Here is a 13,872-nt window from a genome sequence, read left to right on the forward strand (position 1 = left end):
ATACCAAATCCCATTTTTGCCTTGCAATTCTGGAAGAATTCGGTATAGTAGTAAAGAAATCTATTGAAAAAGGAGTTTAACGCTCATGGCAGTTCCAGCACGTAGAACTTCAAAAACCAAGAAGCGTATGCGTCGTGGTCACATCAAGTTAAGTGTGCCAAACTTACAATTTGATGCAACAACCGGCGAATACCGCGTTTCTCATCACGTTTCACCTAAGGGTTTTTACAAGGGTGCACAAGTGGTTTCTAAGAACGACGCGAATGCTTAATTAAAAATACCAACCCTGTGTTGGTATTTTTTTGTGCAGTCATTTAGTTTCGCACTCTAGGTAACATGGTATAATGAATCCAGGAACACCAAGGAGGCCAACTTATGGCAACGACAGACCCGTTAACAACTTATTTGGATCAAATTCGGCAGGCAAAACTGCCACGCTGGACAGATTTACCTCAGTTTGATTTGTATATGGATCAAGTGGTGCAGTATGTGAATGAAATTCTCCATCCGTTTGGGGTGGGGGATTTAACGGCGACGATGGTCAATAACTACGTCAAAAAGGGCGTGGTTAAGCCACCGCTCAAGAAGAAATACGAACGGGCGCAAATCGCTAATGTTCTCGTGATTGCGCTCTTGAAACCCGTTTTCGCCTTAGATACAATCGCTTCCGGCATCGATTATCAGTTGCAGAATCGCCCGGCCAATCAAGCGTTTGACGCTTTTATTATGGCGTTTATTAGTGGCGTCCAACAAGCGAATACAGACTTTTCTAAGGAAGTCACAATCAATGCGGTGAACAAGACGGACTTGCTCAATATTCAAAGTGCGATGGTTACCCTGGCGATTAATGCTGTGTTGGAGAAGTTGTTTGTCGAATCGATGGTGACGCAGGTTGCCCCCGCGCCAACTGCTAAGAAAAAGAAGGATTAATGATGCAATTAACCATACTCTCAACTAGTGATACGCATGGCTTTGTCGCACCGACAAACTATGTTCAACGGCAGGCAGATCTACCATTCTCGTTAGCCAAAGCCAAAACTGTGATTGACCAGGTAAAATCATCGACGACAGACCCTGTCGTTGTCATCGAAAATGGGGACTGGCTTCAAGGTTCGCCGCTGGCCTACTATGTGGCCAAAGTGGCCCAGGAGCCAGCCTTACTGACGGCCGCTTACAATGCAGTGGGCTATGATGCCGGAATTCTCGGGAATCATGAGTTTAACTACGGCACCGATTATTTGGCAGCCGCGGTTAAGACGCTAGATTATCCAATGTTAACGGCCAATATTGAAAGGCAAGGCCAGCCGCTATTTGGTCAACCTTATACAATTGTTGAAAAATCCGGGCTTAAGATTGCCATTCTCGGCTTGACGACAGACTACATTCCACACTGGGAAACCCCAAGTCACATTGAAGGGTTGGCTTTTGTTGATGTGGTCGAGGTGGCAAAACACTGGGTGCCGATACTCCATGAATTGGCAGATATTGTGGTGGTCGCCTACCATGGTGGCTTTGAGAAAGATCTGACGACTGGTGCGCCAACAGAACGGCAGACCGGCGAAAACGTTGGCTATCGTTTGGCCAACGAAGTGCCGGGGATTGACGCCTTAGTCACTGGTCATCAGCATCGTGAATTGGCGCAATTGGTCAATGGTGTGCCTGTAACGCAACCAGGCTACCGAGGTGCAAACGTTGGTGCCATTACGCTGGATATTGAAGCCACACCGACCGGTTATCAGGTCAGTGGCGGGCAGGCAGCATTGTTATCGACTGGTAACGCGATAGCTGCAGAGGCCGTCTTATCCCCATTGGCACAGTTGAGTGCGGCGGTGGAAGACTGGTTGGATCAACCGCTTGGACAAGTTCGAGGGGATATGCGAATTCACGATCCATTCCAGGCCCGAGTTGACGAAGTTCCCTATATTGAATTCATTCAACAAGTACAAATGGCAGCGACCCAGACGGACATTTCTGGGACAGCCTTATTTAACAATGAAGGTCGGGGCTTTGGTGAAAGTATCACCATGCGGGATGTTGTCACCAATTACATTTATCCGAATACTTTGGCTGTGGTTGGCTTAACAGGGACAGATCTCAAGGCGGCGCTTGAACAAAATGCTGAGTACTTCAGTTTGTCTGCGGGTCAATTAGTGGTCACACCGCGGTTTGAAACCCCAAAACCACAACATTATAACTACGATATGTATGAGGGCATTGATTATACACTCGATATTTCAAAACCGGTTGGCCAGCGGGTGACGAAGTTGACGTATCATGATGAACCCGTCGTATCTGACCACGTCTATGAAGTCGTCGTTAACCAGTATCGTGCTGGCGGCGGTGGTAATTTCCCGATGTTTGATGCGTCTAAGATTGTTCGTGAGAATCAAAAAGATATGACAGAATTAATTGCCGATTATTTGTTGGCCCATCCTGTGATTGCGGCCACAGCTAATCATAATTTCCACGTTCAGGCATAAAAAAGAAGACTGTGATCACCTAACTAGGTCATCACAGTCTTCTTTTTGAAATCAATTATTTATTAGTTTTGGTTGGGGTGGTGTCAAATTGCTTCATGATCACTGGCAGGATGAACAACAAGATGACGAAAATCAAACTGATAACCAAACTGCTACCAGGGTCAAACGTTGAACCATTCAAGGCTGAGATCAAGAAACCCATGACTTCTCCTAAAATTGCACCCCAGAAAATGGTGGCAAGATATCGCATGTGCATCCCTCTTTTCTGTGTTATCTTAACACGTTGATGCTGAGAATGTAAGGCAAACTTGCCCGAAATCAGCCTGGATCGTCGCGGCGATTGGATGCGGCCAAAGCGGTTGGCTCTGGTATACTGAAGGATGAGGTGAGCACATGACATTTACGCAGTTACAAGTTCAAAGTAGTTATAGTTTGCTGCAAAGTCCTCTGACTATTGATCAACTAATCAAAGGTGCAGTGGCGGGCCAATACGCCGCCGTGGCGCTCACAGATACGAACGTTGTCTACGGCTTAGTGGACTTTTATACCGCGGCGCAAAATGCCGGCATTAAACCTTTACTCGGTTTGACTGTAAGCATCGCCGAAGAGCAGTTTATTTTGATTGCTGAAACCACTGCCGGCTATCACCAACTTCTGAAAATCTCAACAACATTAATGTTGGACAATAATCCTACTTTGGCGGATTTACCAGACTTTAATGGCCTGGCACTCATGACGACGGCTCAAAGTCAGGTCAGTCAGCGCTTGCAGGCCGATGATGCCCCCGGGGCGACAGTTGCTGTTGAAGGCTTATTAGCTAAGCAACCAAGTGATTTTTATATTGGCTTAAGTCCAGAATTGTTGCAGTCCCCGCTGCCTGAGTTTGCCCATATGCATCAATATCCCTTGATTGCGCTCGGTGACGTCAGTTATGCGCGGCCCCAAGACGCGTTTACACAAACAGTCTTACGTGCCGTGGGGGCTGGGGAGACTTTGAACTTTCGCGACCCGACGCTGCAAAACCCGGGTCAGCATTGGCTCCAGTCACAAGAGGCGGCGGCTGAACCTTTTGTGGCGGCTGGGTTCGATCAGGCTGTGACCAACGCGAATCAATTAGCCGCTAAGACAGACGTCACCATCGCTTTTCGGCAACCTCAGCTGCCGCACTACAAGACACCAGACGGGCAGCCAGCGATTGCATACTTGACCCAATTGGCGCAAGCAGGGTTGGCCAAACGGTTTGCGGATGGGCAGGTGCCACCAGCTTATCAACAGCGGCTGGATTATGAGTTAGAGGTGATTGCCAAAATGGGATTCGCCGATTACTTCCTCGTCGTCTGGGATGTCATGAATCACGCACACGAGGTCGGCATTACCACTGGGCCTGGTCGGGGATCAGCTGCCGGCGCCTTAGTCAGCTATGCACTGGCGATTACTGAAGTCGACCCAATCGCGTATAACCTTTTGTTTGAACGCTTTTTAAATCCTAACCGGGCTAACATGCCCGATATTGATCTGGATATTCCCGACAACCGCCGTGGCGAATTGCTCCAGTATACCCATGATAAATATGGGACCAATCACATGGCCCAAATTATTACCTTTGGTACATTTGGGGCCAAGCAGGCCCTTCGTGACGTTGCTCGGGTGTTTGGTTTAAGCCAGTATGATAGCAATCTGTGGAGTCGTGCCATTCCTAATGGGTTACACGTGGATTTGAGTACAGCTTACGAGCAGTCACAACCACTGAAGAATTTGGTGGCTGACTCACAGCGCAACCAATTATTGTTTGAAACTGCCAAGGCCATTGAAGGCCTGCCACGTCATTATTCAACCCATGCCGCTGGGATTGTGCTATCAGAAGAACCGTTGACGGACACGGTGGCCTTGCAAGTTGGCAGTGATGGGATTGAAGAAACGCAGTTACCCATGGGCAATGTCGAAGCCCTTGGCCTATTGAAAATGGATTTCTTGGGTCTCCGGAACCTCAGTATTCTTGCCTCAGCGAGTTACTATGTCAGCCAAGCCACTGGAAAACCGTTTGATCCGAAACAAATTCCACTGGATGACGCCCAAACCCTGGCGCTTTTTGCAGCAGGGGATACGAATGGGGTGTTCCAGTTCGAATCCAGTGGCATTAAGAATGTGCTGCGCAAACTAAAACCCACGCAGTTTGAAGACGTTGTGGCGGTTAATGCGCTCTACCGGCCGGGCCCGATGGAAAACATTGATACCTTCATCGCACGTAAGAACGGTCAAGAACCGGTGACTTATCCTGATCCCGTCCTCGAACCAATTCTGGCGCCCACGTATGGTGTTTTGGTCTATCAGGAGCAAGTCATGCAAGTCGCGAGTACCATGGGCGGTTTCTCATTGGGTGAAGCGGATTTGCTTCGGCGAGCGATGAGTAAGAAAAAAGCTGATGTGCTTGCCTCCGAACAGCAGCGATTTATTGAAGGAGCCGTGGCCAAAGGTTTCTCAAAAGACACCGCCACGACTGTGTATGCCTACATTGATCGCTTCGCTAACTATGGGTTCAATCGCTCCCACGCGGTGGCTTATAGTATGGTGGCATTCTGGCTGGCGTATTTGAAGACGCATTATCCAGCCGCGTTTTTCACGGCTTTACTCAATTCAAGTCTCAATAACACGCCTAAACTACGGACCTACATCCAAGAAGCCAAAACCAGGCACGTCAAAGTCTTGGGCCCCGATATCAATCGGAGCGGTCGGTATTTCCAAACGACGGCACAAGAGATTCGTTTTGGCCTGCTTTCGATTAAAGGCACACGGCGCGATTTTGTTGACGCTATCCTCGCCGAACGGAAGCAAGGGCCGTTCAAGAGCCTGCAGCAATTTCTTCAACGCCTGGACACCAAGTGGCAAAAGGCGGCCACGCTCGAGCCGCTGGTGTATGCTGGGGCTTTTGATCAGTTTGATCAGAATCGGGCGCAAGTGCGGGCCAATCTCGATGAATTAATCGAATCCGTCAAACTCAGTGGCGATAATGTCACCTTGTTTGAAGTGTTACAACCAAAACCCGTGACAGTGCCGGAGATGTCTTTGACGGACCGATTAGACAAAGAGGCGGAAGTGCTGGGGGTCTATCTGAGTGGCCATCCGGTTGAGAAATATGCGGTCCTGAAGACCTTGATGCCCATTCAAACTGTGGCAACTATGGTTGCAGATAGTTTGGCGACTCTGATTGTCCAAGTGCGCGCGGTGAAGACGATTCGCACGAAGACGGGCAAGGAAATGGCCTTCGTTGACGGCCAAGATGAGACAGGACCAGTCTCAATTACCATCTTTCCTAATCTCTATCCCCAATTTGCTCAACTCGACGCTGATAAGATTCTGGTTGTCTCAGGTAAGGTTGAGATTAATCGGGATAATTTGCAGTTGGTGGCCAATCGAATTCAGTTAGCCGATGAATTGATGCCTCAGGCCCGACTCTTCATTCAATTGCCAGAAGACTTCACCGATGAGCGGCGGGCTGATTTACTGAAAACGCTACAAAAGTTTTCAGGATCAACACCCGTGATCACCGTTGAGCAAAACACACGCCAATCCGTGCTACTCGCGCGCCAGTATTGGGTTGATCCGAGTGAGACTGCACTGGCCAGTTTACAGGCGATTGTTGGGGCCAAACAAGTGGTTTTGCAACCAGTCAACGGGGATGGCCGCTAATTTTGTAAAATGTCCAAAATCTACGCGACTTTCTTTCTGAAAAGTGATATGCTTTACAAGTGTTTGAGATCACGTGAGGTGATCAAAATAGATATGCATGAGGTGAAATGATGAAACGCATCGGTATTTTGACCAGTGGCGGGGATGCACCAGGCATGAACGCCGCGGTTCGGGCAGTTGCCCGCAAAGCTTTACATGAAGGTTTGGAAGTCTACGGGATTAATTATGGTTTCGCTGGTTTAGTGGCTGGCGATGTCTTCCAGATGGACGAATCAACCGTTGGCGATAAGATTCAACGTGGTGGGACGATGTTATATTCAGCGCGCTACCCAGAATTTGCTAACGAAGAAGGCCAACTTAAGGGGATTGAACAACTTAAGAAATTTGGCATCGAAGCATTAGTCGTTATTGGTGGCGATGGTTCTTATCACGGGGCTTTGGCGTTAACCCGTCATGGTTACAATGCAGTTGGCCTGCCAGGGACAATTGACAATGATATTCCATTTACCGATTTCACAATTGGCTTTGATACAGCGGTAAACACCGTGCTTGAAGCCGTTGACCGTTTGCGCGACACTGCTGCGAGTCATGAACGGACCTTTGTGGTCGAAGTCATGGGTCGCGGCGCTGGTGACATTGCCTTATGGGCTGGTGTTGCCGGTGGTGCTGAAGACGTGATCATTCCAGAACACGACTTTGACGTTAAGGCTGTCGCTGAGAAGTTACAAAGCAGTCGTGAACGCGGCCAAAAGCACGCCATCATCTTGCTCGCTGAAGGTGTCATGCATGCTGAAGAATTCTCCAAGGCCCTGTCCGAATATGGTGACTTCCAATTGCGGAGTACTGTCTTAGGCCACGTGGTTCGTGGGGGTTCTCCAACCGCCCGCGACCGGGTGCTTGCTTCCCAAATGGGTAGCTACGCGGTTGAATTATTGTTACAAGGTAAGGGTGCTTTAGCGATTGGGATTCAAAATAATAAGTTGACGACACATGAAATGACAGACTTATTTGATTCCAAGCACAAGGCAGACCTGTCTCTGTACACCTTGGCTGATGAATTATCATTCTAATTTCTGTTAAAAAACGACATAACCGTCTTTTTTAAAAAATTCAAAGGAGCGATTCCATTTATGAAAAAAACCAAGATCGTTAGTACGCTTGGACCAGCTAGTAACACAACAGATATCATCGTTAAGTTAATCGAAGCGGGGGCTAACGTATTCCGGTTTAACTTCTCTCATGGTGACCACGAAGAACATCTTGGCCGCATGAATATGGTCCACGAAGCTGAAAAGATTACCGGTAAGACTGTTGGTATCATGCTTGATACTAAGGGTGCTGAAATTCGGACAACCGTTCAAGGTACAGATAACGGCAAGATCCAATTACACACTGGTGATACTCTACGTATTTCTATGGATGCAAGTCTTGAAGGGAACAAGGACAAGGTTGCTGTTACTTATCCTGGTCTTTATGACGATACACACGTTGGTGGCCACGTCTTATTCGATGATGGTTTAATCGATGTCTTGATCACTGAAAAAGACGACGCAAACCGCGAATTAGTCACTAAGGTTCAAAACGACGGTCTCTTAGGCTCACGTAAGGGTGTTAACGCTCCTGGCGTTTCAATCAACTTACCTGGGATTACTGAAAAAGACGCTGACGACATCCGTTTTGGTTTAGACAACGGGATCAACTTCATTGCTGCTTCCTTCGTTCGTAAGCCTCAAGACGTGATGGATATTCGCGAATTACTTGAAGAAAAAGATGCTTTGAATGTGCAAATCTTCCCTAAGATTGAATCACAAGAAGGTATCGACAACATTGATGACATCATGAAGGTTTCTGATGGTTTAATGATTGCTCGTGGTGACATGGGTGTCGAAATTCCATTTGAAAATGTGCCTATCGTTCAAAAGCGTTTGATCAAGAAGAGTAACGCTTTAGGTAAGCCAGTTATCACTGCTACTCAGATGCTTGATTCAATGCAAGAAAACCCACGTCCTACACGTGCCGAAGTTAATGACGTTGCTAACGCTGTTATGGATGGTACGGACGCAACCATGCTTTCTGGTGAAAGTGCTAACGGGGATTACCCTGTAGAATCTGTTGCCGCAATGGCTCGGATTGATGAATACATTGAAAAGTCAATGGTTGATCAAGATGCCTTCGCCTTGAAGGAATTCGCTAAGAAGAACGTTACTGAAGCTGTTGGCCAATCTGTTGCGCACACAGCTCGTGACCTTGGTGTTAAGACCATCGTTGCTGCGACAGAATCTGGCTTCACAGCCCGGATGATTTCTAAGTATCGTCCTAAGGCTGACATCTTGGCCATCACTTTTGATGACAAGACTCGCCGCGGCTTGACCATCAACTGGGGTGTGAATGCCGTTGTTGCTGACAAGCCAGCTAACACTGATGCTATGTTTGATTTGGCAACTAAGACTGCGCAAGACTTAGGCTTTGCTGAAGAAGGCGACTTAATCTTAATCACTGCTGGTGTGCCAGTTGGTGAATCTGGTACAACTAACGTCATGAAGGTTCAATTGATTGGCTCTAAGTTGACACAAGGTTCAGGTGTTGGTGATGAAGCTGTTGTTGGTAAGGCTGTCATCGCTTCTAACGCTAACGAAGCTGCTGCAAAGATGCAAAAGGGTGATATCTTAGTTGTGAAGACAACTGATAAGGATTACTTACCTGCTATCGAAAAGGCTGCTGCCTTAGTTGTTGAAAATGGCGGTTTGACTAGTCACGCTGCTGTTGTTGGGATTGCTATGGGTATTCCTGTCATCGTTGGTGCGACAGACGCAACGAACGTTGTCACAGATGGCCAAGTGATCACCGTTGACTCACGTCGCGGTATCGTCTACAAGGGTGCGACTAACGCGCTCTAGGCTACCATCAAAAAATCAATAAGCTTTTCGTGAAAAGGACCTGGGGCTTTTTGCCCGAGGTCCTTTTTGTGAATGGCCCAAATAAATCATTCCGAGAGGATAGCATTTCAACCGTAAGCTTGGTAAGCTAAACAAGAAAGAGGGGATTGGATGGAAAGCTGGTTATTTCTTGCAGGTATTTTGGTGATTGCGGTTTTTGCAAAAAATCAGTCGCTATTGATTGGCGTGGCTGCAGTCATGGTCCTCAAGGCGATTCCACCGTTTTATCCTTGGTTGGAAACCTTAGGTAAATCAGGAATCAACTGGGGTGTGACCATCATCTCAGCCGCCATCATGGTGCCAATCGCGACCGGCCAGATTACCTTCCAAGACTTATTACGGGTCTTTAAAAGTCCAGTCGGACTTGTGGCTGTCGCCTGTGGTATTCTTGTCGCAGTGCTTTCAGCCAAAGGGGTGGGCTTATTAGCCTCCAGCCCCGAAGTGACAGTGGCATTGGTCTTTGGGACTATTCTGGGCGTGGCCCTGCTCAAAGGCGTTGCCGCTGGACCCGTCATTGCGTCTGGTATGACATACGTTATTTTAACCGTCTTTAATTTGCTGCCGACACGTTAGGCAGCCAGGAGGAAAACATGGATTTTAATGGACAAATCGTCACGGCCACGGTCAGTGACCAAAACGAAACACAGGTATTCGCCCAATATCAAGGCGTTACTTTGGCAATTGAAAAAGAAGAATTAGAGCAGCCTGTCGACATTGGCGCTGATATTACAGGCTTTGCGTACGAGGATATGCATGGGCATGCCCGGATGCAAATAACCCCGCCCAAGGTGAATTTAGACCACTACGCTTTCGTGCCCGTGGTGGAAGTTCGCCGCGACTTGGGTGTGTTCGTCGATATTGGGCTAAAAGAAAAAGATATCGTGGTGTCACTCGATCAGTTACCCCAAATCAATCGGTTGTGGCCGGCGCGCGGCGATCGGCTGATGGTCCATCTGGTGATTGATAAGAAGCAACGGTTATGGGGTGAACTTGCCGATGAGCAAACTATTTCCGCCGTCGCCAATCGGGCGAAACCAGACTTAATGAATGCGGATGTCACTGCCACGACATATCGCTTGAAGATGGCTGGCACCCATGTGTTGACCGATGACTTCTACTTAGGTTTCATTCATCCCGATGAACGCGATGCTGAACCACGCTTAGGCGAAGTCATCAAGGGTCGCGTCATCGGTGTGCGCCCTGACGGCTCCTTGAATCTGAGTTTGCGTCCGCGGGCGTTTGAAGCGATTGATGATGATGCTGCCATGGTTTTAGCTGTCCTTCAGCATAGTCAAGACGGCAGTATGCCATTTACCGACAAGAGCGATCCTGAAGCCATTCAACAGGCGTTTGGGATTAGTAAGGGTGCCTTTAAGCGGGCCTTAGGGCATCTGATGAAAGCCAAAATGATTACTCAAAAGGATGGCATCACCACCCTAATCAAGTCATGATGACCAATTTAATCGCCGATTTCATCCATTATTTAGAGGTGGAGCGCGGTTTAGCTTTGAATAGTCGTACCAGTTACGCCCAAGACTTGAAGGCATTTGAAACTTGGCTAGAAGATCAGAAGCTCACGACCGTCCCACAAGATCGAGCGGTGATTCAAGCCTTTCTGGGCGAGCAGACTAGTCTCAAAGCGGCAAGTTCAGTCTCGCGGATGGTTTCTACCTTGCGGAAATTTTACAACTACTTGGCCCGTGAAGACGTCATCACCCAAAATCCCATGAGTCTCATTGCATCGCCAAAAAAAGCTCAGCACTTGCCAGCAACATTATCGACCGCTGAAGTGGATCGGCTGATGGCGGCTCCTGATGTTTCTAAGCCGCTGGGGTTGCGCGACCGGGCCATTTTTGAGCTAATGTATGCGACGGGGTTGCGCGTGTCTGAACTGGTGAATTTACAGCTGGATCAATTACACCTGGCTTTGAATTTAATGCAGGTGACTGGGAAAGGTGACAAACAACGGATGTTACCTGTCAGTCCACCCGCAGTCAGTTGGGTTAATCGTTATTTGACTGAGGCTCGGCCTCAATTGGTGAAGGCTGACGACCCTGGAACCGTCTTTGTGAACTTCCACGGACACAAATTAACGCGCCAAGGAATTTGGAAGAATTTGAAAGCCTATTTATTACAACTTGGCATCAAAAAGAATGTGACGCCTCACACCCTGCGGCATAGCTTCGCGACCCATCTGCTTGAGAATGGCGCTGACTTACGGATTGTCCAAGAACTATTGGGCCACAGTGATATCAGTACGACCCAGATTTATACGCACTTGAGTAATCAGAAATTAGTCAGTGTCTATCATAAGACACATCCTCGAGGGTGAATTGTCGGGCGGGCCTAGATGTGATAAAGTATTAGCCGAGAGTTATTATGGAGGCCATTATGCTGGTTAAGTATAAACGCGACTATCAAAAAATTGCGATGGGATTCTTATCCTTTTTACCGGATTTAGACAATCTATCCAATTTGAAAACTGAATTAAATTTATATACTGAAGACAATGACCACGCCTTATTTATGTACCGCGAAGCACCAACTGCTGATTTCAGCGGCGTCGTGGGAATTGAGGCGAGTGGGGATTCTATTTTGGTCCGCCATTTGTCCTTTTCGCCAAGTGTTCGCAGCCGCGCGACTGAATTTCAAGCGTTGGATGATTTGAAGCAGTTATATCCAGAAGCGACCCTCATGGGTACTCTTGAAACGGCGCACTTGGTTGTGGACTGGCAACGGGAACGAAAGGAGCAAGCAAGTGGTTCTGACACTGAAGCTTGATCAATTCTCAGGCCCGCTTGATTTGTTGTGGCATCTGATTAAGGCCAACGAAGTCGATATTTACGACATTCCAATCGCTGACATCACCCAACAGTACTTGGATTATTTGCATCAAATGCAAGTGCTGTCGCTGGATGTTGCTGGCGATTATTTTGTTATGGCCGCTTCTTTGATGGCGTTGAAGAGTAAATTGTTGTTACCCCAGCCAGAGCCGGAGCTGGTCGAAGATTTTGAAGATCCTCGGGCTGATTTAGTGCAACAATTGTTGACCTATCAGGCCTTTCAACAAGCTGCGTCTCAATTGCAAGACCTGGCGCACGAACGAGCCCAAGCGTTTGCCAAGCCGGTTTCTTTGCCGCCAGCTGATGCGACAATGAGTATTGCGCCGGGCGCGGTTAAACTGCGCGAGGTGACCAAGGCAATGCAGGCTGTCGTGAATCGGCGGTTGTCGGTTGCTGAAACCGTCCAACATATTACGACCGAAGCCACCAGTGTCGCTGAGCAGATTGACTATATTTTGCAAAAGTTGAAAGCAAGTCATCATTGCGATTTTGAAGCCTTATTGGTTCGTGAAGATATTCCGGGGATTATCAGTACATTCTTGGCCGTCCTCGAACTGATGAAACTCGACCAAATTGTTTGCGAACAACAAGATCCTTTTTCGGGGATTGATGTGTATTTGAAGGAGGCCAGCTAATGCAAGCAGCACTTGAAGCCCTGTTGTATACAGCGGGGGAAGCAGGCATCAGCCTGACAGAGCTGACGCAATTGTTGGGCCGCAATGCGAGTGCGATTCGGCAACAACTTGAGGAAATGAGTCTGCGCCTGGCGCACGATGACAACCGCGGCTTGATGCTCGAATTGGCCGGGGACCGTTACTATTTGTTGACCAAGCCGACATTGAGTGAGGTTGTACAGAAGTTCTTTGCTGGACCACCGGCTCAAGGCTTATCGCAGGCCGCTTTAGAAGTCTTGGCGATTGTGGCGTATCAGCAACCGCTCACCCGAATTGAAATTGACGAAATTCGAGGGGTGCAGAGTTCTGGTGCTTTGGCTACCTTAGCATCGCGGCAATTGATTGCCGAGGCTGGGCGCAAGGAAGTGCCCGGTCGGCCCATTTTATATCAAACCACGCCAGTCTTCTTGGATTATTTCGGGTTGACCGGCCTGGATCAATTACCACCGCTAGGGGATGACACGTCGAATGAAGACCTCCTAGCTGCATTTAATCAAAGTTTAGAAACGGAGGCCTCTGATGGCGACTAGTGAACGATTACAAAAGGTGATGGCGCAGGCAGGTGTTGCTTCACGGCGACATGCAGAAGAATTAATTGCTGCCGGGCATGTGACAGTCAACGACCAAGTGGTGACAGAAATGGGCGTCAAGGTCAGCTCTAAGGATGAAGTGGCCGTTGACGGCGTGCCAATCGGCCGAGAAGGCAAACGATACTTGCTGTTTTATAAGCCTCGCGGGGTCATTACGGCGGTCACGGATAATAAAAAGCGCAAAGTGGTGACTGATTACTTTAATGACTTCTCGGAACGCTTGTTTCCAGTGGGGCGATTAGATTATGACACCTCTGGTTTACTCATCATGACCAACGATGGCGATTTGACCAATCTCTTATCCCATCCAAAATTTGAAATTGATAAACATTATGTGGCCAAAGTCCAAGGTGTGCCGAATCGACCTGCCTTACAGCCGTTGAAAGAAGGCATGGTGATTGATCACAAGAAGGTCGCGCCAGCGAAGTTCAATATTTTGTCTTCTGACCGCAAGAAGCAAACGGCGATTGTGGAATTAACCATTCATCAAGGCCTCAATCACCAAGTGAAGAATATGTTCAAGGCAGTTGGGTTTCCAGTCTTAAAATTGTCACGGACGGGGTTTGGCAACTTAGATCTTCACGGCCTTCAGCCTGGGGATTACCGCGAACTGAAACCACACGAACTGCAAGAATTGAAGCGACTTGCAAACGGTTGACATT

Annotated in this window: 14 protein-coding genes; 13 read left to right on the plus strand and 1 reads right to left on the minus strand. The window is 48.1% G+C overall.

Translation table 11 applies throughout. From position 1 onward, the window contains the following. The first annotated feature begins 85 nt into the window (after positions 1 to 85). The 3 genes from rpmF to FC34_RS01470 all read left to right on the plus strand — a co-directional run bounded on the left by rpmF (position 86) and on the right by FC34_RS01470 (position 2,480). A complete protein-coding gene (gene rpmF / locus FC34_RS01460; RefSeq protein ID WP_057893607.1) occupies positions 86 to 271 on the plus strand; it encodes a 50S ribosomal protein L32 in 186 nt (61 codons plus the stop codon). Positions 272 to 375: 104 nt separating this feature from the next. Beyond that, positions 376 to 930: a DUF1836 domain-containing protein gene (locus tag FC34_RS01465; protein WP_057893608.1), complete on the plus strand. Its 555-nt coding sequence runs from the start codon at positions 376 to 378 to the stop codon at positions 928 to 930. Between the two features lie 2 nt (positions 931 to 932). Next, positions 933 to 2,480 (plus strand): bifunctional metallophosphatase/5'-nucleotidase, encoded by a 1,548-nt coding sequence (locus tag FC34_RS01470; RefSeq protein ID WP_057893609.1) that lies wholly within the window; start codon positions 933 to 935, stop codon positions 2,478 to 2,480. 55 nt (positions 2,481 to 2,535) lie between these two features. Here FC34_RS01470 and FC34_RS01475 read toward each other — a convergent pair whose 3' ends face one another. After that, entirely contained in the window at positions 2,536 to 2,730 is a 195-nt protein-coding gene (locus FC34_RS01475) for a YjzD family protein (RefSeq protein ID WP_057893610.1), read from the minus strand. 143 nt (positions 2,731 to 2,873) lie between these two features. On the opposite strand from FC34_RS01475, the gene dnaE reads away from it, so the two are divergent. The 10 genes from dnaE to FC34_RS01525 all read left to right on the plus strand — a co-directional run bounded on the left by dnaE (position 2,874) and on the right by FC34_RS01525 (position 13,868). After that, positions 2,874 to 6,167, plus strand: coding sequence for a DNA polymerase III subunit alpha (dnaE, locus tag FC34_RS01480; protein ID WP_057893611.1), 3,294 nt, complete (start codon positions 2,874 to 2,876; stop codon positions 6,165 to 6,167). 110 nt (positions 6,168 to 6,277) lie between these two features. Further along, a complete protein-coding gene (gene pfkA, locus FC34_RS01485) occupies positions 6,278 to 7,237 on the plus strand; it encodes a 6-phosphofructokinase (protein ID WP_057893612.1) in 960 nt (319 codons plus the stop codon). A gap of 60 nt (positions 7,238 to 7,297) precedes the next feature. Continuing rightward, entirely contained in the window at positions 7,298 to 9,064 is a 1,767-nt protein-coding gene (pyk, locus tag FC34_RS01490; RefSeq protein WP_057893613.1) for a pyruvate kinase, read from the plus strand. Between the two features lie 150 nt (positions 9,065 to 9,214). Next, positions 9,215 to 9,676, plus strand: coding sequence for a DUF441 domain-containing protein (locus FC34_RS01495; RefSeq protein ID WP_057893614.1), 462 nt, complete (start codon positions 9,215 to 9,217; stop codon positions 9,674 to 9,676). Positions 9,677 to 9,693: 17 nt separating this feature from the next. Then, entirely contained in the window at positions 9,694 to 10,554 is an 861-nt protein-coding gene (locus FC34_RS01500) for a S1-like domain-containing RNA-binding protein (RefSeq protein WP_057893615.1), read from the plus strand. Next, complete coding sequence (xerD, locus tag FC34_RS01505; RefSeq protein ID WP_057894127.1) at positions 10,554 to 11,435, plus strand: site-specific tyrosine recombinase XerD; 882 nt, start codon at positions 10,554 to 10,556, stop codon at positions 11,433 to 11,435. The genes FC34_RS01500 and xerD overlap by 1 nt, the downstream gene beginning before the upstream one ends. A gap of 59 nt (positions 11,436 to 11,494) precedes the next feature. Beyond that, positions 11,495 to 11,884: a hypothetical protein gene (locus FC34_RS01510; protein WP_057893616.1), complete on the plus strand. Its 390-nt coding sequence runs from the start codon at positions 11,495 to 11,497 to the stop codon at positions 11,882 to 11,884. Next, entirely contained in the window at positions 11,862 to 12,581 is a 720-nt protein-coding gene (locus FC34_RS01515; RefSeq protein ID WP_057893617.1) for a segregation and condensation protein A, read from the plus strand. The genes FC34_RS01510 and FC34_RS01515 overlap by 23 nt, the downstream gene beginning before the upstream one ends. Beyond that, the gene (scpB, locus tag FC34_RS01520; RefSeq protein WP_057893618.1) at positions 12,581 to 13,150 is read left to right on the plus strand and encodes an SMC-Scp complex subunit ScpB; all 570 of its coding nucleotides are present in this window, start codon (positions 12,581 to 12,583) and stop codon (positions 13,148 to 13,150) included. Before FC34_RS01515 ends, scpB begins: the two co-directional genes overlap by 1 nt. Next, complete coding sequence (locus tag FC34_RS01525) at positions 13,140 to 13,868, plus strand: pseudouridine synthase (protein WP_057893619.1); 729 nt, start codon at positions 13,140 to 13,142, stop codon at positions 13,866 to 13,868. Before scpB ends, FC34_RS01525 begins: the two co-directional genes overlap by 11 nt. The last annotated feature ends 4 nt before the right edge of the window (positions 13,869 to 13,872 follow it).

It is taken from the genome of Lacticaseibacillus brantae DSM 23927 (genome assembly GCF_001436115.1).
GTDB lineage: Bacteria > Bacillota > Bacilli > Lactobacillales > Lactobacillaceae > Lacticaseibacillus > Lacticaseibacillus brantae.

What these genes read in the sequence shown, in the direction of transcription:
- xerD (WP_057894127.1), top strand. Translation starts at nt 10,554, where the DNA reads ATGACCAATTTAATCGCCGATTTCATCCATTATTTAGAGGTGGAGCGC.
- FC34_RS01525 (WP_057893619.1), top strand. Translation starts at nt 13,140, where the DNA reads ATGGCGACTAGTGAACGATTACAAAAGGTGATGGCGCAGGCAGGTGTT.
- FC34_RS01510 (WP_057893616.1), top strand. Translation starts at nt 11,495, where the DNA reads ATGCTGGTTAAGTATAAACGCGACTATCAAAAAATTGCGATGGGATTC.
- FC34_RS01475 (WP_057893610.1), bottom strand. Translation starts at nt 2,730, where the DNA reads ATGCGATATCTTGCCACCATTTTCTGGGGTGCAATTTTAGGAGAAGTC.
- FC34_RS01500 (WP_057893615.1), top strand. Translation starts at nt 9,694, where the DNA reads ATGGATTTTAATGGACAAATCGTCACGGCCACGGTCAGTGACCAAAAC.
- pyk (WP_057893613.1), top strand. Translation starts at nt 7,298, where the DNA reads ATGAAAAAAACCAAGATCGTTAGTACGCTTGGACCAGCTAGTAACACA.
- pfkA (WP_057893612.1), top strand. Translation starts at nt 6,278, where the DNA reads ATGAAACGCATCGGTATTTTGACCAGTGGCGGGGATGCACCAGGCATG.
- rpmF (WP_057893607.1), top strand. Translation starts at nt 86, where the DNA reads ATGGCAGTTCCAGCACGTAGAACTTCAAAAACCAAGAAGCGTATGCGT.
- scpB (WP_057893618.1), top strand. Translation starts at nt 12,581, where the DNA reads ATGCAAGCAGCACTTGAAGCCCTGTTGTATACAGCGGGGGAAGCAGGC.
- FC34_RS01470 (WP_057893609.1), top strand. Translation starts at nt 933, where the DNA reads ATGCAATTAACCATACTCTCAACTAGTGATACGCATGGCTTTGTCGCA.
- dnaE (WP_057893611.1), top strand. Translation starts at nt 2,874, where the DNA reads ATGACATTTACGCAGTTACAAGTTCAAAGTAGTTATAGTTTGCTGCAA.
- FC34_RS01495 (WP_057893614.1), top strand. Translation starts at nt 9,215, where the DNA reads ATGGAAAGCTGGTTATTTCTTGCAGGTATTTTGGTGATTGCGGTTTTT.
- FC34_RS01465 (WP_057893608.1), top strand. Translation starts at nt 376, where the DNA reads ATGGCAACGACAGACCCGTTAACAACTTATTTGGATCAAATTCGGCAG.